This is a genomic window from Streptomyces sp. NPDC048297 (assembly GCF_043201585.1).
GTDB lineage: Bacteria > Actinomycetota > Actinomycetes > Streptomycetales > Streptomycetaceae > Streptomyces.
Window position 1 is genome coordinate 1 of sequence record NZ_JBICZA010000063.1, and the last position, 20,359, is coordinate 20,359.

Below are 20,359 nucleotides of genomic sequence, written 5' to 3' on the forward strand. Positions count from 1 at the left end.
TCGACGTGCTCTGGGCAATGCTGCGTGACAAGAGGCTGTTCACCTCCGCCCCGCCGGTCACGCAGACGGCTTGACACAGTCATTGAGATTCCTTCCTGGTGATCTCGCCGGCGTGTCCAGCGTCGAATCGGCGGACCTGCGCAACAAGGACGATCTGTGCAACGATCGATTCGCTGGGCTCATCGTTCGAGGTCGCGGAAGTGAGGGGCGCGGGAGAACCGGTCATGGAACGCCAGGAGATCGAGATTTTCCTGACCCTCGCGGAAGAACTGCACTTCGGGCGGACCGCCGAGCGCGTGGGCGTCTCGCAGAGCAGGGTCAGCCAGACCGTCGCCCGGCTGGAGCGCCGTATCGGTGTCAGGTTGTTCGACCGCACCAGCCGTCAGGTCACCCTCACGCCCATCGGGGAACAGCTCGGGGACGATCTCGCGCCCGCGTGGCGAGGGGTCGAGGAGGCCGTCGCCAGGGCCATGGCGGCCGGGCGGGGGATCACCGGCTCGCTCCGGATCGGTTTCTCCGGCGCGTTCACGGGCCATCTGCTGCACAGCATCGCCGGGGAGTTCGGGCGTCGTTACCCGGATGTGGACGTGCGGATACGGCAGGTGCAGATCTCGGACCCCTACGGTCCGCTGCGCGCGGGGGACGTCGAGCTCCAGGTCACCGAACCGCCGCTGGACGAACCGGATCTGACGCTGGGTCCGGTGCTGGTGTCACAGCCGAGGGTCCTGCTGATGTCGTCCGCGCACCCGTTCGCGAGGCGTGCGTCGGTGAGCGTGGAGGACCTGGCGGAGGCGACGCTGCTGACGGTCGCCGGGAGCGTGCCGACGCGGTGGCTTGACCACCACTTCCCGCGGCAGACGCCGTCGGGGCGGCCCATCCCGCACGGGCAGGCCATGACGCACTGGGAGGACGCGCTCTCGCTGGTCCTCGCGGGCAAGGGCGTGACACCGGTGGCAGCCGCCGGCGCGCACTACTACAGCCGTCCCGGCCTGGTCTTCAAGCCGTTCACGGATGCCCCGGCCATCGACTACGCCTTCGTCTGGCCCACCGGCCACGAGACCGCCCGGCTACGGGCCTTCGTCCAGGAGGCCATGGAGCGGGTACGCGCGGCGGGCGGCCCTTCGCGGGCCGTGGAGAGCCTGTGGACGACCGAGGGCACCGCCGGCTGACGGCGCCCGACCGGCACGACATGGGGCCGCGCCCCCGATGCGGGGGTGAACCGGGGGCGCGGGGTACGAAGTCTCAGGCGTGGAGCAGGAGGCTCAGCTCCCGCGGGAGCCCGAGGGAACTGCCCGGCCTCGACTGGAGCGCCTCGTCCAGCTCGAAGGCCCAGCGATCTGACGGCGCGTAGCCGAACGTCTTCGCCGCGAGCGCCGGCAGGGACCGTGCGGCACAGGCCGCGCTGTCCCACAGCAGGGCCAGGCCCTGCCGGTCGGCGGTCGGATCGATGAGCCAGTGGCTCGTCCTCAGGCCCGGGAACTCACCGACGGAGGAGGAAACGGGGGCGGTGCCGGAGGCCTCCGGCCGGCCTGCGGATTCTTTGTTGTCCGTGTACGGGGTTCCCGCGGAGTTGTCCGCGTACGGGGTTCCCGCGGAGCGAGTTCCGTCCCACCAGGCGATGACGACATGCATGGGGTCTCCAGCTGCAGAGTGTCGTGCGTGATGATGCGGTGTCCCCGTTGACACCCTTGCGTGGTGCGGGCCCATGGCGCGAGCCGTGGTTCAGGTTAGAGCTGCGAGCCCCCTGTGGCGTCGATGACGTGCCCCGTCACCCAACGGGCGTCGTCCGAGGCCAGGAAGGCCACGACGTCGGCCACATCGCCGGGGCGGCCCACGCGGCCGAGTGCCGAAAGCTCCGCGGCGGACTGTTCGGCGGCTTCGTTGCCCCGGAGCCAGGAGGCGTTCATGTCCGTGTCGATGATGCCGGGCGCGACCGAGTTGACGGTGATGCCGCGGCTTCCGAGGGCCTTGGCGAGCGTGAGGCTGAAGGTGTCGATGGCGCCCTTGGTCATGCCGTACGCGATGATGTCGGTCAGCGCGATACGCGTCGCCCCGGACGAGATGTTGATGATCCGGCCGCCGTCCCGCAGCCGCTTGAGCCCCTGCTGCACCAGGAAGAACGGGGCCCGCACGTTGACGGCGAACACCTCGTCGAAGGCCTCGGGCGTGGTCTCCTCGATGTGGCCGCGGGGCGTGATGCCGGCGTTGTTCACCAGGATGTCGAGACCGGCGCTGTCGCCGTGCTCAAGGACCTGACGGTCGAACTCGGCCCACAGGGCCTCCACGTCTCCACCCGTGCCCAACGCGGCCCGTACGGCGAACGCCGCGCCGCCCGCCGCGCGGATCGCGCCCACCACCTCTTCGGCCGCGGCGGCGTCGTGTCCGTAGTGCACGGCCACGAGGGAGCCTTCCCTGCCGAGCCGTTCGGCGGTCGCGCGCCCGATGCCGCGACTGCCGCCCGTCACCAGAGCGGTCCTACCCGTGAGCGAACCCATGAGAATCCAATCTGTAGCGATGGCTATGGAAAAAGTCTACACAGGATCCGTAGCGATCGCTGTAAAATTCACGTATGACGATGACGAGGCGGGGACGACCGCGAAGTTTCGACCGCGAGACGGCGCTCGTGCAGGCCACGCGGCTGTTCTGGGAGCACGGCTACGAGGGCACGTCCATCGCCGATCTCACCCGGAGCATGGGGATCTCCCCGCCCAGCCTGTACGCGGCCTTCGGTGACAAGCGCACGCTCTTCACCGAGGTCGTCGACCGCTACGGCGGAACCTTCGGCGCCTTCATGGGCAAGGCGCTGGAGGAGGAGAGCGACCCCCGCGCGGGGTTCGCCAGAATGCTGCGCGAGGCGGCGACGTCGTACACCGATCCCGACCACCCGGCGGGCTGTCTGGTCATCACGGCGGCGATCAACTACTCGGCGCAGACGGCCGATGTCGAGCGGGACCTGAGGGAACGCAGAGTGGCGAACGTCGGCGAGTTCGAGAAGCGACTGGCCGCCGCCAAGAAGGCCGGGGCGCTGCCCGAGGACGCCGAACCACGCACCCTGGCCGTCTACTTCGCGGCCGTGGTCCAGGGCATGTCCCAGCAGGCGCGGGACGGGGCGAAAGCGGCGGAACTGGAGCGGGTGGCCGAACTCGCCATGTCGGTGTGGCCCGTGCGGAAGGGGGGGTGAGCAGCTCTGCTCACCCCCCCTTCCGCACGGGCCGTCCGGCCCCCGGGCGAGCGCTGACGCACGGCGCCGCCCCGCGGGTTCTCACGAAGAGGCCGGCCCCTCCTGGCGCGGAACGGCTTCGGTGCCCCGGCACAGCCGGGCCACGATGTGGGCGTACCGCTCGTCGAAGGCCAGCACGTTGAAGGCCGCGTCCAGTTCGCGGTCGAGCGTGTGACTGGCCTCTGCCCAGAAGGCGTGGCCCGCCTCGGTCATCCGTACCCGGCTGACCCGCCGGTCGCCGGACCAGGAACTGCGGCTCACCCAGCCCGCGCGCTCCAGCTGTGCGAGCACCCGGCTCGCCGAGGACGCCGTCACGCCCAGCCGCCGGGCCATGGCCCCGACCGTCACAGGCTCCGGATGCCCACCGGCCACCGCGCCGAGCGTCATGAGCGAGGCCAGGCTGACGTCATGACGGCGCTGGAGCGTGCGGTCCAGGCGGTACCCGATGGTGGTGACCAGGGGGAGGACCCTCTCCCAGAGCCGGGAGCCGGGAGCCGGGAGCCGGGGTCGGCGACGGTGACGGCGACGGTGTCGGGACTCTCGCCGCCGTACGGCGCGGCCGACGGCTGCTTTCTTGTCCGTTCCGGCACCGGGCCGGCGCCCCGTTCCGGCACAGCGCCGGCGCTGTGTGAGGGTTCGGGGCGGCTGGGAGGGCGGGTCACGGCACGAGCAGGAGCTTGCCCCGCACCCCGCCCTCGGCCAGCGACCGATGGGCCTCGGCCGCGTCGTCGAAGCCGTACTCCTTGGTGGACCGCAGCCGAAGGGCGCCGCTGTCGACGAGTTCGGTGAGCCTGGCGAGACCCGCGCCGTCCTGCTCGACGTGGTTCACCGTCACCGTGATGCCGCGTTCCGCGACCGGACGCCTGGTGGGCACGATGGAGACGACACGCCCGCCGCCCCGTACGGCACCGATCGCCTGCGGCAGACCCGCGGTCTCCAGCAGCCCGTCGACGCCGGGTCCGCCGGACAGGGGTGGCTCGGTCGCCCCCACCCTCACCTCCGTCGCGCCCAGCGCCAGCGCCTCCTCGGCGTCGGCCCCGTGGCGGACCTGCGCCACGACCCGCCATCCCCGCAGCCGGGCCAGCTGCACCGCGAGCCCGCCGACCGAGCCGACGGCGCCGGTGACCAGCAGCGTGGCACCTTCCGGCAGGCCGAGGGCGTCGAGTGCCTGGTGCGCGGTGAGTCCGGCGAGCGGCAGTCCCGCGGCCGTGGTGAGCGGGACGGAGGCGGGGGCCGGTGCGGCGATGTCCGCGGGCAGGACCATGGTCTCGGCGTACGTCCCCCGTCCCGTCGCCATCTGCGCCGACATCGCGACGACGTCGTCGCCCGGACGGAAAGCGGTGACGTCGTCGCCCACGGCCGCGACGGTCCCCGCCACATCCCAGCCGAGCACCATGGGCGGCTGACCGGCGCTGTGTCCCGCGTGCAGTCCGGCCCGCGTCTGGAGGTCGACGGGGTTGACCGCGGCCGCCGTGACGCGGATCAGGATCGCGGACGCGTCCGGTGCGGCGGGCTCCGGAAGATGGGACACGGTGAGCAGTTCCGGACCGCCGTACGCGGAGAGGACGACAGCACGCATGATGCTCCCTTCTGTAGGTGGGTTACGAGGCTGCCTGCCGGTGAGCTACGAGGCTGCCTGTAGGTGTGGGCTACGAGGCTGCCTGCCGGTGAGCTACGAGGCTGCCTGTAGGTGTGGGCTACGAGGCTGCGCTCAGGGCGTGAGCAGTTCGGGGATGCGGGGCGGCAGCCGATCCGACACGGCGCCGGCCAGGGTGCGGACGGTGACGAGGCGCACCGGCTGGTCACCCGCCCGGATCCGTCCCGCGGTCCCGTGCGGCACCAGGGCGATCTGGCCGGCTCGTACCGGCCGGTCGCCGGCGGCCGTGGAGACGACGAGTTCCCCGCCGAGGACCAGCAGTGCCTCCTCCACACCGTGGCCGGGGGTCAACTCGAGAGTGGCGCGCGGGGGCAGAGCCCAGTGTTCGACCGCTTCGCACTCGCTGTGCAGCATGCCCCTGCGGACCAGGCACTGCCACTCGGCCGTGGCGGCGCCGGCCGTGGTGCCCGTCGCCGCCCGGACCGTCGCGTCCAGCGTCGAGATGATCACTGCGCCTCCGGCATGTGCTGGGGCACGGCCAGCGTCACGATCAGCAGCCGCAGCGCGCTGTGCGCCTCGATCGTGGTCGCCGTACCGGCGCCGAGGGTGACGCAGGTGTCCGCCGCCAGCTCCGCCGACGTGCCGTCCGCCGCCGTGGCCCGGCCCTGGCCGCTGTGCACGAACACCGCCAACTCGGCGTCCTGGCGGCCCAGTACGCACTGTCCGCCGGCGTCGAGGTCGGTGACGTCGACGCTCCTCAGCGGGCCGTCGAAGACACCCGCGGTCGATACCGTGCGCTCCTCGAACAGGTCGTGGATGGCGATCTCGCCCATGGCGGGAACCTCCGGTGTGTGCTGATCTCCGGACAGAACGGCGCCTGTACCCGGCGCGAGGGTCTCGATCACCCACCAGTCGAGGTCGGTGTCGCTGGAGTTGCGCAGCCCGTGCACATTGCCCACGGCCGTCAGGGCGAGTGAGCCCGGGGCGACCGGGTGGGGCCGGCCGTTGAACAGGAACTCCCCGTGGCCGCGCAGGACGAGATAGATCTCCTCGGTCCGGGTGTGCCGGTGCTCACCGCTGAGCCCGCCGGGCGGGATGGACGCCCATTCGACCGCCTCCGTGGGGGACGCGAGCTGGCGCCGGCCGGCGAAGCACTTCCAGCGGGTGCGCCCGGCCGCACCGTGCACGCCGTAGACCGTCGCCGCGTCCGCCACCGTCCCGACCGACGAGAAGGCGGGCGGGGCCCACGCAGGGTCCGCGGGAGTGCCGGGAGTGCCGGGAGCGCCGAGGGCGCTGGGATTGCCGGGAGTGCCAAGGGCATCGGGAGCGGCGGGAGTTCCGTGAGTGCGGGGCGGCTGTGGGCGGGCCACCTCGGTCGGGCTCAACGGGCCACCCCCACCGACAGCTTGGCGAGCTGCTCCGCAGCCGCGGCGAGTTCGTCCTCGGTGACGTCGTTCACGAAGACCGCGCTGCCGATCCCGACGGGCAGCGGCAGCCGCTGCTGTCCGTCGCGGTGACGGACGGTGTCACGCAGCGCGGGCACCAGCACCTCCGACGTGCACAGCGGGTGCCAGGCCGGCAGTCCGAGCCGGTCCATCGCGCCGAGGATGCGCTCGCGCTGGTAGGCGCTGACCAGGCCGCGCCGCTCGGCCATGACCGTGGTCAGCGCCATGTCCACCGCCACGGCCTCGCCGTGCAGCAGGGCGGGCAGCGCGTGCATCTCGATGGTCGGGCTGAAGGTGTGGCCGTAGTCGACGACCCGTTCCAGCACCTTCTCCCACAGGTTGGGCTGGAGTTCCTCCAGCATTCCGTGGATGGCGCGCTCGACCACTTCGGTCGCGGGGTCGAGGTGCAGTCCGCGGGCCGCGAGCCTCTGGTCGACCGGGGCGTCCGCCGGGGTGAGCCCGATGCTGGACTCCGGGCTCTGCAGCTTGTCGCGCAGCAGATCGGTGCCGTGCTGCTCCAGCAGGTCGAAGAGCCGGGCGTCCTTGATCAGGGCGATCTTGAGGACCTCGGCGAGGCCGTTGCTGATGTGCCGGTCGCCGAGGGTGGTGAGGAACGTCCGGTCCAGCAGGGTGCGGTCGGCCGGGAAGTACGTGCCGAGCCGGTTCTTGTGCCCGTTGTGGTTGACGCCGGTCTTCGCGCCGACACCCGCGTCGACGAGGCCGATCAGCGTCGTGGGAATCCGGATGAACGGAGTGGAGCGGCGGTAGAGGCTGGCCGCGAAGCCGACGATGTCCATGAGGACCCCGCCGCCCATGGCGATCACCGGCTCCCGCCTGCGGTCGATGCCGAAGTCGTCCATGGCTTCGGTGACACGCAGCACCGCGTCCACCGACTTGTGCGTCTCGCCGTCGTCCAGGACCAGGATCCGGTGCTCGACTCCGTGGTGGGCGAAGTACGCACGTATGCGCTCGCCGTAGAGGGAGTCGACCACGGAGTCGGTGACGACGAAGCGGCGCAGACCGGTCCTGCCCACGGCGTCTTCCAGAATCGTGGGGTTCTGTGGATCCAGGAGGTTCTCGCTGGCCCGGATCTCGTACTGGACCGGATTGCTGGTCTGTACCGACCAGTGCGTCACCGGGCTGCCCACCGCGAAGAGGCCGTCGTTGCCGCGGGTGCTCTGAGTGTCTTGCTGCATCAGCGTCTGTCCTTCGACGAAGAGTCTCGGTTCTTGTCCGTCGTGGATCCGAATCGGGGCAGCACGAATGAATGTCCGCATGTGAATGTCCGCATGGCGAAGTCCGAAGCCTTCGGCTGCTGGACCTGGCCACTGTCAGCGGCGCGGTCCCCCGTCACGGACGACCCTGCCACAGATTTCGATGCGTACGCAAGCACAACCAGGATCTGGTGGCGTTCAACTCGCTTTAAGGACCAGCTGTTTCGGCAATGTTGCCTGTGTCAGGAAGCATGCTTCCGCAAGAGTCATGCGTCTTGCGGGTTGCGCTACGGGGGGCGTCACGACATGCGAAAGCCTCTGCCGGTCACGGTCACGGTCACGGTCGCGGTCGTGGGGACGGCGGTGGGGGCGGTGACGGCGACGGGGGGCGGCAGAGGCTTTGAGGGGGGACGGGTCAGTGGTCGAGCTTCGGGGCGTAGCGCAACCGGGCCACCACCGAACTGGTCCTGGTGTCCAGGGCCGCCACTTCGAGGGCCATGCCCACCTCCTCGCGGAAGAGCCTGCCTATGTCCGCGACGATCGCGCGACCGGCGTCGGTGATGCGTACGACCACGCCGCGGCGGTCCGTCTCATGGGCGACGCGTTCCGCCAGCTCGCGCTTCTCCAGGCGCGCCACGGCCCGCGTGGCCGACGACTGGTTGAGCCCGAGTTGCTGGGCCAGTTCGTTCATGCGGATGCCGGCCGGGTCGCCGGTGTTCAGGGCCTGAAGGGAGAGGAAGTCCGTGAGTCCCAGCCCGAAGTCCTCGGACAGCCTTCTGTCCAGCAGGGTCCCGACTTCCGCGACCAGTACGGACAACTGGCTCCACAGTTCGATGCTGTCTTCCTTGCGCGATCGCATGACTGCTGCCTTCTGCATGTGCCCGAAGGGCCTCGTCGCCTGCTCCGGGAGGGGAGGGGTGTGGGGGAGGGGGTAGGTCGGGGCCTTCCCGTGGGGACCGGGCCGGCTGAACCTCGCGGACAGGATACGAGTTGCGACTTCTCGGGGAAACCCACGGTAAACCTGATTGTTTCCATGCTCGCACAATGATCTTGATGGTCCTTGACGGCTGAAATGACCTCGGGGCATCAGGTGTGGGGCTTGAACGTGCAGGTCAGTAGCTATTGATGGACGTGATGGCGTATCGGGTCCGCCACCCTTTTCCTTGCGTGCGCAACGACAGTGCTCTACTGTCGCCAACGGCCGGACGCCCCGCCCACCTGTGGGCAGGGCGTCCGCCGAGGGCATTCGTCGTGCCCGCGCGGGGCCACAGGCGCCCGGGGCGCTTCTGAAGGGGGACAGCATGCTCAGTACTGCGACGACGTCATCTTCCGTGCCGGTGCTCGCCGGCCTGCCGACCGCGCGGGCGGTGGACCACTACGCGTTCACCGTGCCCGACCTGAACGAGGCGATCGGATTCTTCACCGAGGTGTTCGGCGGTGAACTCTGTTACCGGGAGGGGCCGGTCGAGGACCCGTCCGGTGACTGGATGACACGCAAACTGGGTGTCCATCCCCGGGCCCGGGCCCATGTCGCCGTGATCAGGCTCGGCCCCTACAGCAATCTGGAACTCTTCGAGTACACGGCACCCGGTCAGGTCACCTCGCTGCCCGGCCCGAACGACGTGGGGGGCCACCACCTGACCCTGCGGGTGGCGGACCTGGAGACCGCCGAGGCGCGACTGCGGGCGAGCGACGTGGTCCGCCTCGGCCCCGGCGACCGCGGCGGACGCCCGGAAGAGGAACGCCGCTGGTTCCTGAGTCCCTGGGGCATGATGCTCGCCCTGTGCGGACCCGCGCGCCGCGAGGTCCGCGAGGGTGCGCGTACGACCGGCCGATTCGTACCCGAGCCGCTGTCGAACACTCCGGATGCTTCGAACTCTCCGGATGCTCCGGATACTTCGGATACTTCGGACGCCACCGAGGGGCGGGGGCCGCTGGGCTTGCTGGGCGTCGACTCCGTCGGATACACCGTGGCCGATCTGGACGCGGCGACGGCGTTCTTCACCGATGTCCTGGGCGCGGAAGTCGTCGAGACGTCCGACGCGATGTCCGTCCAGACGTCCGACGAGGCGTCCGTCGAGACCTCCGCGGACGACGTCGGCTCCTGGCCGCCCGGAGCCGAGCGGACCCGGCGGGTGGTGCTGCGCACCGGCCCCACGGCCAACTGCGAACTGTCGCAGTGCGGGACGAACGCCCTCCACCGGCTGCCGCCGCTCAACAGCGACGTCGGGGGCCACCACCTCGCCTTCTACGTCGACGACGTGGACGCTGCCGCCGCCTACCTGCGCCGCAAGCCCGGCGTGACGCTGATGGGCGAACCGGAAACGATCACGGCCGGACCGATCGCCGGAGATCGCTGGCTGTACTTCAGCACTCCCATCGGCATCCAGATGGAGCTGATCCACATGCCGGACGGATCACTGCCCTACGAGGCGGAGACGGCGGCGCGCCGCGCCACACCCGGACGTCTGCGCTGGCACGACCGTCCCTGACCGCAGCGGACGGCCTTCGGCACGTACACCACACCACGGGGGACGATCTTGAGCACGCTCGCACAGTTGCCGACCGGCCCGGTGGAGATCGTCGCCGCCATGACCGACGGGCCATGGACACGATGCTGACCGCGCCGGAGGCCGCGGTGAACGTATGCCTCGATCCGGTCGGCATGCGGGAGGCCGAGGCGATGCGCGGACGCGCCGGGGCACATCCGGTGTCCGCCGCGTACTCGCTCGCCCCGGGGCGCGATCTCGCAACCGTCCGCTGGGCACGCCCGGCGGACGGCGGGGCCCCGGCCTTCTCACCCGCTGCCCCGCGGGAGTTCGCCGAACGCGGTCCCGTCACCGGCCCGACCGCACACGATGCCGTCGAGGCACGGCGCGTCGCCGGCACCGGCGCCTGGTTCGGCGTGCGCCCCGACGCCGTCGCCGGCTGATCCGACCCTCAGTCGCTCACGGCTCTTTCCCCCCGCTCCATCGCCGCCTCCTCGCGCGTTCGGCTCCCCCGAACCCGGCGCTTCGGGCACGCCCCATCGCGATCACGCGCAATCACACGCGGTCACCCGCAATCACAAGCGGTCATCCGCGATCACACACGATGACAAGGACTCACTCATGAAGACCCTGAAACGCCGCATATTCCTCTCCGGTACGGCCGCCGCGGGCGGCGCCCTCGCGGTCGGCGCGGCCGGACAGGGCACCGCGGGAGCGGCCGAGCCCCGGCAGGGACCCGCGGCCGATTCCCGGCAGGCACCCGCCGCGGCTGCCGGACAACCGGTCCAGGTGAGCCCGGCGGACCGCCGCTACGCCGACCTGCGCCGCGGCACCAACCAGCGCTGGGTCGGCAGCCCGGAACAGATCCGCCTCGTCACCACCACCGAAGAGGTCGTCAGAGCCGTCCAGGACGCGGTGGACTCCGGACGCCGACTGGCCGTACGCAGCGGCGGCCACTGCTACGAGGACTTCACCACCCACGAGGACATCGCCGTCGTCCTGGACCTGTCACAGATGTCCGAGGTCTCGTACGACGCCCGGCGCCGCGCCTTCGCCGTGCAGCCCGGCGTGCCCCTGGGCCGTGTCTACGAGCGCCTCTACAAGGGCTGGGGCGTCTACCTTCCGGCCGGCAACTGCCCCAGCGTCGCGGCCGGCGGACACATCCAGGGCGGCGGCTACGGTTCGATGAGCCGGCGTGACGGGCTCGCGGTCGACCATGTGCACGGCGTCGAGATCGTCGTCGTCGGAGCGGACAGGAAGGCAAGGGTGGTCACCGCCACCCGTGAGGCCGACGACCCCAACCGGGAACTGTGGTGGGCGCACACGGGCGGTGGCGGCGGCAACTTCGGTGTGGTGACCCGCTACTGGCTGCGATCGCCCGGCGCCGTCGGCACCGAACCGGCCGATCAGCTGCCGGCCCCGCCCCGTGAGGTGTGGCTCAGCGAGGTCGCCTGGCCCTGGCAGGACCTGAACCAGAGCCGCTTCACCCGGCTGATGTGGAACCACGGCGACTGGCACGCCCGCAACAGCGCCCCCGACTCCCCGTACACCGCGCTGTTCAGCCAGCTCAAGCCCTTCCACAAGTCGGCCGGCGCCGTGGTGCTCGACTCACTGGTCGACGCCGGCGCTCCGGGCGCCGAGCGCATGCTGCAGAGCTACATCGACGCGGTGTCGGCCGGTGTCGGGGTGAAGCCGCAGGTACGTCAGTACCGGCGGATGCCGTGGCTGCACGCGACCCAGTGGCCCGGCTTCACCGGTCCCGACCCCACCGTCAGGTTCAAGGGCAAGTCGGTCTACGCCAGGCGCAATTACACGGACGAGCAGATCGCGGCCGCCTACCGCCATCTGACGCGTGACGACTTCGCCAACCCCGGCGCCCTGCTGATGATCGCGTCCTACGGAGGCGCGGTGAACAAGGCCGCCGCCCACGCCACCGCCGTGCCCCAGCGCGACTCCGTGCTGAAGTACCAGGTCGTCTCGCTCTGGAACGACGCGGCCGACGACGCGGCCAACATCGCCTGGGTCCGCGAGTGTTACCGCGACATGTTCGCCTCGACCGGCGGCGTGCCGGTGCCGAACGACACCAACGACGGATGCTTCGTCAACTACGCCGACGTGGACCTCGGCGATCCCCGCTGGAACACCTCCGGCGTCCCCTGGCACGACCTCTACTACAAGAACGGCTACCGGCGGCTCCAGAAGGTCAAGGCCGCCTGGGACCCCACCGACTTCTTCCGGCACACCCAGTCGATCCGTCCCGCCTAGACCTGTTCCCCGCACCACGCGCCCGCCGTTTCCTCACGTATCCAGGTGGTCCTCGTGTCCCATGCCCATGCCCATGCCCGTTCCACGCCCACGCCCGCGCCGGCTGCCCGGCTCTCGTCCCTCACCGGGATGCGGTTCCTCGCCGCCCTCCTGGTGTTCCTCTTCCACCTGTCGCTGCTCGACGCCTATTCGACGCCCGGGGGCGAGCACGGTCCGTTCGCCGCCGCGATGAAGAACGGCGGCTGGGCCGGCGTCACCTTCTTCTTCATCCTCAGCGGCTTCGTCCTGACCTGGTCGGCCAGGGACAAGGACAACGCGCCCGCCTTCTGGGGCCGCCGCATCGCGAAGATCTACCCCAACCACGTCGTCACCTTCGTACTCGCCCTCGTCCTGTACGCGTCGGCGAACGCGACCCTGGACCGGGCCGTGCCCAACTTCTTCCTGCTCCAGGCGTGGATACCGCGCGACGACGTGTTCTTCAGCATCAACAACCCCAGTTGGTCGCTCTCCTGCGAACTGGTCTTCTACCTGCTGTTCCCGGTGCTGCACCGCTGGGTGAGCCGGATCGAAGCCCGTCGGCTGTGGTGGTGGGCCGCCGGTGTCGCCGCCGCGATCGTGGTCCTTCCCCTGATCGCCCAACTTGTTCCCGCAGGCGCCGCGTTCGGGCCGAACCACGCCAACTCCCCGCTGTACGGCCACTCGATCAACCAGATGTGGTTCGTCTACATCTTCCCGCCCAGCCGGGTCCTCGACTTCGCGCTCGGCATCCTGATGGCCCGGATCGTGCTCTCCGGCAAGTGGATCAAGCTGGGAGTGCTGCCCGCCTTCGCCCTCACCGTCATCGCCTACGTGGTGAGCCTGAAGGTGCCGTTCCTGTTCTCCCTGAACGCGGTCGTCGTCATCCCGTTCGCCCTTCTCATCGCGGCGACCGCGGCGCGGGACGCACAGGGCGTGGGGACCGTGCTCGGCGGCCGTGTGTGGGTGTGGCTCGGTGAAGTCTCCTTCGCCTTCTACCTGGTGCATCAGACCCTGCTGTCCTTCACGCAGGAACGCCTTGGCTTCCGGGAGGCCGACTCCGTCGCGGAGGCGGTCGGCGTCGCCGCGCTCGTCGCCGCGGTGAGCCTGCTGCTGGCGTGGCTGCTGTACGTGGGAGTCGAGCGGCCGGCGATGCGCGCCTGGTCGCGCCGGGCCCGCGCCCGCCAGCCGAAGAACGCCTCCGCCCTGCCCGCCGAGCCGAAGAACGCCTCCGCTCTGCCCGCCGAGCCGAAGAACGCCTCCGTTCTGCCCGCCGAGCCGAAGAACGCCTCCGCTCTGCCCGCCGAGCCGAAGAACGCCTCCGCTCTGCCCGCCGAGCCGAAGAACGTCTCCGCTCTGCCCGCCGAGCCGAAGAACGTCTCCGCTCTGCCCGCCGAGCCGAAGAACGCCTCCGCTCTGCCCGCCGAGCCGAAGACCGCGATCCGGGATGTCCGGGAGGACGGCGAGAAGAGCGAGAAGGCCGTCACCGCCGACGCCTCCTGACCCCCTGACCTCCTGGCCGAGTGCCCCTCCAGAAACCCTCCGGGCAACGGCAACGGGCAACGGGCACGTGTGCCGACGCCGGCACACGTGCCCGTTGCCGCACCGCGGATTTCGGGCCGCGGCGCCGGCGTGTTCCACGACTCACCTCCGAGGAGCATCACCATGCCCCTGCCCGTCCTCGCGATGATGCTCTGCACCTTCTGTGTCGGCACCGCGGAAAGCGTCATCGCCGGAATCCTTCCGAACATCGCCGGCCACCTCGGCGTCTCCCTGAGCGCCGTCGGCATGCTGATCAGCGTGTACGCGCTGGTCGTGGTGATCGCCGGCCCGTGCCTGACGGCCCTCACCGCCCGGCTGCCCAGGGCCGTCCTGCTGCCCGGCATGATGGGCGTGTTCATCCTCGGCAACGTCATCGCCGCGCTCGCCCCGGGCTTCGGGTGGCTGGTCGCGGGCCGGATCGTGAGCGCTCTGGCCCACTCCACCCTCATCGCCGTCTTCGTCGCGTCCGCGCGGGACATGGCGCCGCCTCACCAGCGGGCCGCGGCAGGAGCCAAGGTCACTCTCGGCATCGGCCTCGCCACGGTCGTCGGCGTGCCGGCCGGAACGCTGGTCGGGGACAACTGGGGCTGGCGCGCCACCTTCTGGGCGCTGGCCGTCCTCAGCCTGCTGTCGACGCTGCTGCTTGTGCGCCACAATGTCCCCGAGCCCGCACCGGACGACAACCCCGGCGTCCGCCCCCAGACCATGGACAGCCGCCGCGGCTTCACACTCCCGGTCCCGATGATCCTCGTCGCGCTGGTCATCGTGCTGGGGACCGGCGGCGTGTTCGCCCTGTACACGTACGCGTCGCCCTACCTGACGCACGCCGCCGGATTCGAGTCCTCCACCGTCACCGTCCTTCTGTGGCTCTACGGCCTGGGCGGTATCGCGGGCAACCTGCTCGGCGCCCGAGCGGCCGACCGCCACCTGCCCACGGCGGTCCTCACCACCCTGGGCGCCGCCGCTGCCGCCCTGCTCCTGCTCGTCCTGCTCGTCGACAACTCCTGGGCGGTAGCCGCCCTGTTCTGCGTTCTCGGCGCCGCGTACTTCGCCACCATCCCGGCGCTCAACTCCCAGATCGTCGCCTCCGCGGGCCCCACCTCGGCCGCGATGGCACTCACCGTCAACAATTCGGCCTTCTGCGTCGGAATCGCGCTCGGCAGCTGGCTCGGCGGCGCCATCCTGGCCCGCGGGCACAGCGTGCTCCTGGTTCCAGCGGGAGGCGCCGCGCTGGCCGCCGGAGGACTGCTCCTGAGCGCGGTCACCAGCTGGCTGCTGCGCACGAAGCCCGCGAGGGACGAGCCCCGGATACCCGCCGCGGCATGAGCAAACCGCGCCCCCAGCCCGCAGCCTGCCCAATTCCCACGCGCCGGCCACCCGCTTCTCGTCGGCTCCGGAGCCGGGCTCCCATCACTCCGCGGCTGGGCCCCATCAACCGCATCGCCCCGCAGTCCACCCTCCCGCCGAGGTATGGCAACTCCCTCCCGGCGATGGGAAGATCACCGTGCCACCGCGCCGTATCGAGGGCCGCGTCGAAGGCCGTATCGAGGGCCGCGTCGAGGGGCATGTCGAAGGCCGTATCGAGGGCCATGCCGAGGAGGGGGCCGAGGTGCCGTCCACCGAGCTGAAACACACGTTTCGGATCGCCGTGCCGCCGGAGGAGGTCTTCGCGCACCTGGCCGAACCGCTGCACTACATCGGCCTGTCGCCGCTCCTCGTCGCCGTCCGCGACGTACGCCGCAGCGGCGGGACCGTGAACTACACGGCCGTGGAACGCTTCCGGTTCCTGGGCGTCCTGCGGCACGACAACATCATCGACGTCACGCTCGTCGCCGTCCCGGACGGCCTCCCGCATTCCGCCGAGATCTCCGGCGAGGTCCGCAGCCCCGGCCGCGTCCGCATGAGCTACCGCTTCACCATCGACCGCCACGAGGCCGGCAGCGTCGTCACCGACACTCTGCACCTGCGGACGCCCCCGGGCCTGCTGCGCTTCGCCGCTTCCCAGGCGGGAGCGGTCCAGCGGGTCCGGGCCCGTGTTCTGACGGCCCGCCTGACCAGGCCCGCCTGACCGGGCCCGCCTGACACCTCCACGCCCGTGCCGTGCGGCCACGAGCGCTGCGAGGCAGAAGCAGGCGTACCCACGTGCGCGGGGCTACGGCCACCTCGCTGCCAACGGCACGTCACAGCCTCGTCAGCCGCCCAGCTCGGTGTTCGACGACGCAGGTCGCCCGCGCCGGCTGAAACGTCGTCATACGTGTGGCGCAGTGCGGTGCGCGTCGGCTTGTGCGAGCAGGCCGCGCCCGATTGTCTGCGTCCGTCAGCCAGCATGTCCGCTGTCAGCCAGGATGTCCGCTGGCGGGCGGCTACTCGGGGAGTTACCGTGCGCGCACGAAGCCTGTCTTTCGCGGCCGTGGCCGCTGCTCTCGTCCTGGTCCGGCCGGGCCTCGCCGTCGCGGCGGACGACCCCTCCACCACCGTCACGTACACGGTCACGTCCGGTGCCCTGACGATGTCGGTACCGGTCAGCTCCAACCTCGGCTCCGGAGCGCCCGGCACCGCGATCAGCGGGGCGATCGGTGCCGTGTCCGTCGTCGACGACCGAGCCCTCGCCTCGGCCAGCTGGACGGTGACCGCGGCGGAGACGGACTTCACGAGCGGTACGTCGACGATCCCCGCCACCAGCGCCGACTACGCTCCCGGGTCGATCACGACGACCGGCACCATCACCGCCACCGGAACGTCCGTGACGTTGAGCAACCCCGCGCAGACGGTGGTCTCCGGGACCGACGGCGTCGGAGACAACACCGCGACCTGGAACCCGACCGTCACCGTTCACGTGCCCGCCGGCGCCGTCGGCGGGACCTACAACGGAACGCTGACCCAGTCCGTTGCCTGACTCCGACGCGATGAAGGGTGCGCGCCGGTGCTGGGTTCTGCTGCTGGTGCTGGCCTTCGTACAGGCGGCCGGGGTGATGCCGGCGGCGGGGTACGGGGCACCCGCCGCGCCCTCCCCCCATGGCCCGGCTCAGGGCAGGACCATCGGTGTCAAGCTGCTCGACGCTCCGGAAAGCCGCCGTGCCGATCCCCGGGCGCAGGCCTACATCGTCGACCACGTCGCGCCCGGCTCGACCATCGAGCGGCGGGTGGAGGTCACCAACGAGTCGGCCGCACCGATGCACGTCGACGTCTACGCCGCGGCGGCCACCATCGCGAAGGGCAGGTTCACCTTCGCGCCGGGGCGCACCCCCGATGAGCTGACCGGCTGGACGTCACTCGATACGACGGGCCTTGAGCTGGCGGCCTCCGAAACGGCGCGGGTGCGCACCACCATCCGGGTGCCCAGGGACGCCGCCGCCGGGGAGCGATACGGCGTCGTCTGGGCGCAGACGGGAATCCCCAAGGACCGCTCGCACACCTTGACCATGCTGGGCCGGGTGGGCGTGCGCATGTACGTCGACGTCGGTCCCGGAGGTGAGCCACCCTCGGACTTCACGATCGAGCGGCTCTGTCCGGCCCGAGCCCGCGACGGGCGGGGGGAGGTGCGCGCCCGGATCCGCAACACGGGGGGCCGTGCCCTGGACATCAGCGGGGCACTCTCCCTCTCCGACGGGCCGGGCCGGCTGCGCGCCGGACCGTTCTCGGCCGACACGGGCACCACACTGGCTCCCGGCGACCTCGCGGAGGCCGTCGTCCCGCTGGACGCACGGCTGCCGGACGGCCCGTGGACCGCGGCCCTCACGCTCAAGAGCGGCCTGGTCGAGCACACCGCGCGCGCCACCGTCACCTTCCCGACGACTCCCGGTGGCGCCGGAGCGGTCGCCGCGTCGGCCTCCCGGCAAGAGCACTTCTCCGCCCCTGTGGTCGCCGGGCTCTCGGCCCTCGCCCTCACCGCTCTGTGCCTCGTGCCTTCCAGGTTCCTCCGGCGCCGCCGGTGACCACTCGCACCGGGCCCCGCCCCCGCAGCCGACTGATGCTCGCCGCGATCACCGCCGTGTCGGCGCCTGAGCCCCCGCACGGCTGCTTACAGTGACTCCCTTCTCGCCATGAGTGTCTACGGCTTGTTGTCGACGGTTTGGAAGCGGAGATGTCGGTGTTCAGGCATGGGAGAGGGCGGGCTGGAGCAGGCCGCGGCACGGGAGGTCCGGGCGGCATGTTCCGGCGGTGGCTGAAGGTGCGGGCCCGCGGGACGGGGACGGTCACGATGGCCAGGCCGGCCGTCCTGGCCATCGTCCTGGCGATCGTCCTGGCCACTGCCTGGACCGCCACGGCTCAGCGCGCCTACGTCACCCAGGCCGACGACGGGGCGGTGCCGGCGAGCGACACCCTCACCACCACCGGCCTCACCAAACCCAGTAGCGCCGCCGCCACTGACCCCGACAGCACCGGCAGTACCGGCCTCACCTTCACGGTCGTCCCGGTCAGCCACCCCTCCCTGACCATCGCCAAGACCCACGCGGGCACCTTCACCCGGGGCGGGGACGGCGTTTACACCATCACCGTGGGCAACACCGCCTCGGCCGGCCCGACCAACGGCACCACGGTCACCGTCCACGACACCCTCCCCGCGGGTCTCCGGGCCGACAGCATCACCGGCACCGGCTGGAACTGCACTCCGGCCACCCTCACCTGCACCCGCAGCGACGTCCTGCCCGCCGGTCACCGCTACCCGCCCGTCACCCTCAAGGTCGACGTCTCCTGCGACACCCCCGCACGGGTCACCAACACCGCCACCGTCACCGGCGGCGCCGACCCCACCACCCACACCGCAACCGACACCACCAAGATCGAGTCCAACGGCTACGACGGCGCCGGCTACGACGGTGGCGGGTACGACGGTGCCGGCTACGACGGTGGCGGGTACGACGGTGCCGGCTACGACGGGCGCCCTGGCCACTGCGATCGCCACGCCCACTGACGACACCCATCCTGCGCGGCCGTAGCCGAAGGCGCGCAAGCCCATGAGCCACACTGCCTGACCGGCAACTCCTCAGCCACCGGGGCGACTTCGAGCGGGAGCCGCTTCGGCGCGAGTGATCACGGCCCCGTGAGCTTCCGGCGCGTCCAAGCAGCTCGAAGCCCGCCCACGATGGCCTGGGGCCCGCGCAGGACGTCGATCGCAACGCCGTGCTCGGTGAGCGATTGATCGATGAACTGGCACAGTTGCTCGCGCTCGTCGGTTTCGTACGCGCACGCGTTGTGGGCTTCGTTCACGGTGTTCAGGGCCAGGACGACGCGCTCCACGACGCCGAAGATCTGTGCGTCGTCCGCCTCGCCCACCCCGGGAAGCTCGCTCTCGAAGGTGTCGAGGACAGCATCGGTCGACGTGAGCAGTTCTTCGGGGAACAGCCCCGCCATGCACGCACACTCAGGGTCCAGCGTGCCGGCGGCAAGCGCCTCGGCTTCTTCGGCTACGCGGTTGCGCCAGTTCGTCGTAGGTCTCTCAGCCATGGAGCGGACCGTACAGCGCCGGTCCGACAGTGGGGCAGAGCACCGAGCGGCCCGTACGCCGACGTCAGCACTGGTGCACGCTTTCCAACGGTGGTTGTCAGCGGCCTCGCCTAGTCTCCGGCCATGAGCATGATCGGTGAGTACCTGCGTGTGACAGCAGCTGAGCTTGACCGAGTGATCCAAGACCCTGACTGGGCGTGGGACTTCGTCGAAGAGGTCCAGGACGCCGAGGAGGAGACGGAGCCTGCGCCGGCAGAGGCGCGTCACTTCAGCACCTACAAGACCTGGGACATGCTCCGGTTCCTGTTGGCGCGCGTCGAGTTCCCGGTGAACGTGGTCCACGGTGAGGAGCCGTTCGCCGAGGATGAGGACTGGGGGTACGGGCCTCCGAGGTACCTGCGCCATGAGCGGGTCCGGCTCGCGGCGGACGCTCTGCGGGCCACCAGCTATGCCCAGCTCGTCAGTGGCGTAGATCTTGCTGAACTGACCAGCGCCGAGGTGTATCCGCTCGGATGGAGTGACGCCGACTCGCTGGAGTGGGGGCGTCCCTGGTACGACGGCCTCACCCAGTTCTTCGAGGCCGCTGCCAGGGCGGACGACGCGATGCTCGTGTGGCTGGACTGACGGGCCACGACAGTGGTGAGACCTCAGCTCGGGTTACCCACGGGCGGATTGCACCGCCGACCAGCGGTGGAGCGGTGACGACTGCGGCCACGTCTACGCCGCACGCTGAATGACCAGCGTGGGAAGCTGAGGTGAGATCTAGGGCCGATCGCCGTGCTGACCTGCAGCGGAGCGATGTCGGCGCCGGATGACCACGGACTTCGTTCCCCGGTGTTCCCCGTGACTCCCCGCCGCATCTGGCGCGAGTGCGGCACGCCCGTCGCGATTATCGATCAGAGACGCGAGGCCGCCGCCATCAGCGCTCAACGTCCTCCGTGACGCTGCAGGAGGTTACCGGGACTCTTGCAGAAAGCCCCGGCGTTCACGCCGGGGATGAATGCATCTCAAGACTGCTCTGACGTACGCTTCAGAGCGGACGTTTTTGCTGCTCGATGTACTGGCGGACGATCGCCAACGGTGCTCCGCCGCACGACGCGGAGAAGTACGAGGGCGACCACAGG

The 20,359-nt window shown here is 70.7% G+C and carries 22 protein-coding genes; 12 read left to right on the top strand and 10 right to left on the bottom strand.

Annotated elements, in window-relative coordinates:
* Window positions 1-224: 224 nt before the first annotated feature.
* Complete coding sequence (locus ACGFYV_RS36625; protein WP_393882875.1) at window positions 225-1,169, top strand: LysR family transcriptional regulator; 945 nt, start codon at window positions 225-227, stop codon at window positions 1,167-1,169.
* 73 nt (window positions 1,170-1,242) lie between these two features.
* Here ACGFYV_RS36625 and ACGFYV_RS36630 read toward each other — a convergent pair whose 3' ends face one another.
* Together ACGFYV_RS36630 and ACGFYV_RS36635 are read right to left on the bottom strand one after the other, a co-directional pair.
* Complete coding sequence (locus ACGFYV_RS36630) at window positions 1,243-1,632, bottom strand: hypothetical protein (protein WP_393882876.1); 390 nt, start codon at window positions 1,630-1,632, stop codon at window positions 1,243-1,245.
* 95 nt (window positions 1,633-1,727) lie between these two features.
* Entirely contained in the window at window positions 1,728-2,495 is a 768-nt protein-coding gene (locus tag ACGFYV_RS36635; RefSeq protein ID WP_393882877.1) for an SDR family oxidoreductase, read from the bottom strand.
* Window positions 2,496-2,569: 74 nt separating this feature from the next.
* Here ACGFYV_RS36635 and ACGFYV_RS36640 point away from each other — a divergent pair, with 74 nt between their 5' ends.
* Complete coding sequence (locus ACGFYV_RS36640) at window positions 2,570-3,181, top strand: TetR/AcrR family transcriptional regulator (protein WP_393882878.1); 612 nt, start codon at window positions 2,570-2,572, stop codon at window positions 3,179-3,181.
* 81 nt (window positions 3,182-3,262) lie between these two features.
* Here ACGFYV_RS36640 and ACGFYV_RS36645 read toward each other — a convergent pair whose 3' ends face one another.
* From ACGFYV_RS36645 to ACGFYV_RS36670, 6 genes are all read right to left on the bottom strand, one after another.
* Window positions 3,263-3,931 carry a MarR family winged helix-turn-helix transcriptional regulator gene (locus ACGFYV_RS36645; protein WP_393882895.1) on the bottom strand — a complete coding sequence of 223 codons (669 nt, stop codon included), beginning with the start codon at window positions 3,929-3,931 and terminating at the stop codon, window positions 3,263-3,265.
* A complete protein-coding gene (locus ACGFYV_RS36650; RefSeq protein ID WP_393882879.1) occupies window positions 3,879-4,799 on the bottom strand; it encodes an NADP-dependent oxidoreductase in 921 nt (306 codons plus the stop codon). The genes ACGFYV_RS36645 and ACGFYV_RS36650 overlap by 53 nt, the downstream gene beginning before the upstream one ends.
* A gap of 132 nt (window positions 4,800-4,931) precedes the next feature.
* Window positions 4,932-5,327: a cupin domain-containing protein gene (locus tag ACGFYV_RS36655; RefSeq protein WP_393882880.1), complete on the bottom strand. Its 396-nt coding sequence runs from the start codon at window positions 5,325-5,327 to the stop codon at window positions 4,932-4,934.
* Window positions 5,324-6,031 (bottom strand): cupin domain-containing protein, encoded by a 708-nt coding sequence (locus tag ACGFYV_RS36660; RefSeq protein ID WP_393882881.1) that lies wholly within the window; start codon window positions 6,029-6,031, stop codon window positions 5,324-5,326. Before ACGFYV_RS36660 ends, ACGFYV_RS36655 begins: the two co-directional genes overlap by 4 nt.
* A 167-nt stretch (window positions 6,032-6,198) precedes the next feature.
* On the bottom strand, window positions 6,199-7,458 hold the full coding sequence (locus ACGFYV_RS36665; RefSeq protein ID WP_393882882.1) for a sedoheptulose 7-phosphate cyclase: 1,260 nt from the start codon (window positions 7,456-7,458) through the stop codon (window positions 6,199-6,201).
* 433 nt (window positions 7,459-7,891) lie between these two features.
* A complete protein-coding gene (locus ACGFYV_RS36670; RefSeq protein ID WP_393882883.1) occupies window positions 7,892-8,335 on the bottom strand; it encodes a MarR family winged helix-turn-helix transcriptional regulator in 444 nt (147 codons plus the stop codon).
* A gap of 442 nt (window positions 8,336-8,777) precedes the next feature.
* Between ACGFYV_RS36670 and ACGFYV_RS36675 the strand changes: the two genes are divergently transcribed.
* The 9 genes from ACGFYV_RS36675 to ACGFYV_RS36715 all read left to right on the top strand — a co-directional run bounded on the left by ACGFYV_RS36675 (window position 8,778) and on the right by ACGFYV_RS36715 (window position 18,702).
* The gene (locus ACGFYV_RS36675; RefSeq protein ID WP_393882884.1) at window positions 8,778-9,968 is read left to right on the top strand and encodes a VOC family protein; all 1,191 of its coding nucleotides are present in this window, start codon (window positions 8,778-8,780) and stop codon (window positions 9,966-9,968) included.
* A 113-nt stretch (window positions 9,969-10,081) separates the two neighbouring features.
* Window positions 10,082-10,408, top strand: a complete 327-nt coding sequence (locus ACGFYV_RS36680) for a hypothetical protein (protein WP_393882885.1) — start codon at window positions 10,082-10,084, stop codon at window positions 10,406-10,408.
* A 178-nt stretch (window positions 10,409-10,586) separates the two neighbouring features.
* Window positions 10,587-12,230, top strand: a complete 1,644-nt coding sequence (locus ACGFYV_RS36685; protein WP_393882886.1) for an FAD-binding oxidoreductase — start codon at window positions 10,587-10,589, stop codon at window positions 12,228-12,230.
* Window positions 12,231-12,284: 54 nt separating this feature from the next.
* Entirely contained in the window at window positions 12,285-13,748 is a 1,464-nt protein-coding gene (locus tag ACGFYV_RS36690; protein WP_393882887.1) for an acyltransferase family protein, read from the top strand.
* A 162-nt stretch (window positions 13,749-13,910) separates the two neighbouring features.
* Window positions 13,911-15,113: an MFS transporter gene (locus ACGFYV_RS36695; protein WP_393882888.1), complete on the top strand. Its 1,203-nt coding sequence runs from the start codon at window positions 13,911-13,913 to the stop codon at window positions 15,111-15,113.
* 178 nt (window positions 15,114-15,291) lie between these two features.
* On the top strand, window positions 15,292-15,855 hold the full coding sequence (locus tag ACGFYV_RS36700) for an SRPBCC family protein (RefSeq protein WP_393882889.1): 564 nt from the start codon (window positions 15,292-15,294) through the stop codon (window positions 15,853-15,855).
* Between the two features lie 312 nt (window positions 15,856-16,167).
* A complete protein-coding gene (locus ACGFYV_RS36705) occupies window positions 16,168-16,683 on the top strand; it encodes a hypothetical protein (protein WP_393882890.1) in 516 nt (171 codons plus the stop codon).
* Window positions 16,676-17,722: a peptidase gene (locus ACGFYV_RS36710; protein ID WP_393882891.1), complete on the top strand. Its 1,047-nt coding sequence runs from the start codon at window positions 16,676-16,678 to the stop codon at window positions 17,720-17,722. The genes ACGFYV_RS36705 and ACGFYV_RS36710 overlap by 8 nt, the downstream gene beginning before the upstream one ends.
* Window positions 17,723-17,937: 215 nt before the next feature.
* Window positions 17,938-18,702, top strand: coding sequence for a hypothetical protein (locus tag ACGFYV_RS36715; RefSeq protein ID WP_393882892.1), 765 nt, complete (start codon window positions 17,938-17,940; stop codon window positions 18,700-18,702).
* Window positions 18,703-18,821: 119 nt separating this feature from the next.
* Here the strand turns inward: ACGFYV_RS36715 and ACGFYV_RS36720 are convergent, their stop codons facing one another.
* Complete coding sequence (locus ACGFYV_RS36720; protein WP_393882893.1) at window positions 18,822-19,235, bottom strand: hypothetical protein; 414 nt, start codon at window positions 19,233-19,235, stop codon at window positions 18,822-18,824.
* Window positions 19,236-19,358: 123 nt separating this feature from the next.
* Between ACGFYV_RS36720 and ACGFYV_RS36725 the strand changes: the two genes are divergently transcribed.
* Window positions 19,359-19,859, top strand: coding sequence for a YfbM family protein (locus ACGFYV_RS36725; protein WP_393882894.1), 501 nt, complete (start codon window positions 19,359-19,361; stop codon window positions 19,857-19,859).
* Between the two features lie 406 nt (window positions 19,860-20,265).
* Here the strand turns inward: ACGFYV_RS36725 and ACGFYV_RS36730 are convergent.
* A partial coding sequence (locus ACGFYV_RS36730) for a transposase (protein ID WP_351927173.1) occupies window positions 20,266-20,359 on the bottom strand: 94 nt, incomplete at its 5' end.

Excerpts from the sequence above, each read along its gene's own strand:
- ACGFYV_RS36625 (WP_393882875.1), top strand. The coding sequence starts at position 225 with ATGGAACGCCAGGAGATCGAGATTTTCCTGACCCTCGCGGAAGAACTG.
- ACGFYV_RS36640 (WP_393882878.1), top strand. The coding sequence starts at position 2,570 with ATGACGATGACGAGGCGGGGACGACCGCGAAGTTTCGACCGCGAGACG.
- ACGFYV_RS36630 (WP_393882876.1), bottom strand. The coding sequence starts at position 1,632 with ATGCATGTCGTCATCGCCTGGTGGGACGGAACTCGCTCCGCGGGAACC.
- ACGFYV_RS36680 (WP_393882885.1), top strand. The coding sequence starts at position 10,082 with ATGGACACGATGCTGACCGCGCCGGAGGCCGCGGTGAACGTATGCCTC.
- ACGFYV_RS36695 (WP_393882888.1), top strand. The coding sequence starts at position 13,911 with ATGCCCCTGCCCGTCCTCGCGATGATGCTCTGCACCTTCTGTGTCGGC.
- ACGFYV_RS36670 (WP_393882883.1), bottom strand. The coding sequence starts at position 8,335 with ATGCGATCGCGCAAGGAAGACAGCATCGAACTGTGGAGCCAGTTGTCC.
- ACGFYV_RS36665 (WP_393882882.1), bottom strand. The coding sequence starts at position 7,458 with ATGCAGCAAGACACTCAGAGCACCCGCGGCAACGACGGCCTCTTCGCG.
- ACGFYV_RS36715 (WP_393882892.1), top strand. The coding sequence starts at position 17,938 with ATGTTCCGGCGGTGGCTGAAGGTGCGGGCCCGCGGGACGGGGACGGTC.
- ACGFYV_RS36685 (WP_393882886.1), top strand. The coding sequence starts at position 10,587 with ATGAAGACCCTGAAACGCCGCATATTCCTCTCCGGTACGGCCGCCGCG.
- ACGFYV_RS36675 (WP_393882884.1), top strand. The coding sequence starts at position 8,778 with ATGCTCAGTACTGCGACGACGTCATCTTCCGTGCCGGTGCTCGCCGGC.
- ACGFYV_RS36720 (WP_393882893.1), bottom strand. The coding sequence starts at position 19,235 with ATGGCTGAGAGACCTACGACGAACTGGCGCAACCGCGTAGCCGAAGAA.
- ACGFYV_RS36635 (WP_393882877.1), bottom strand. The coding sequence starts at position 2,495 with ATGGGTTCGCTCACGGGTAGGACCGCTCTGGTGACGGGCGGCAGTCGC.
- ACGFYV_RS36650 (WP_393882879.1), bottom strand. The coding sequence starts at position 4,799 with ATGCGTGCTGTCGTCCTCTCCGCGTACGGCGGTCCGGAACTGCTCACC.
- ACGFYV_RS36725 (WP_393882894.1), top strand. The coding sequence starts at position 19,359 with ATGAGCATGATCGGTGAGTACCTGCGTGTGACAGCAGCTGAGCTTGAC.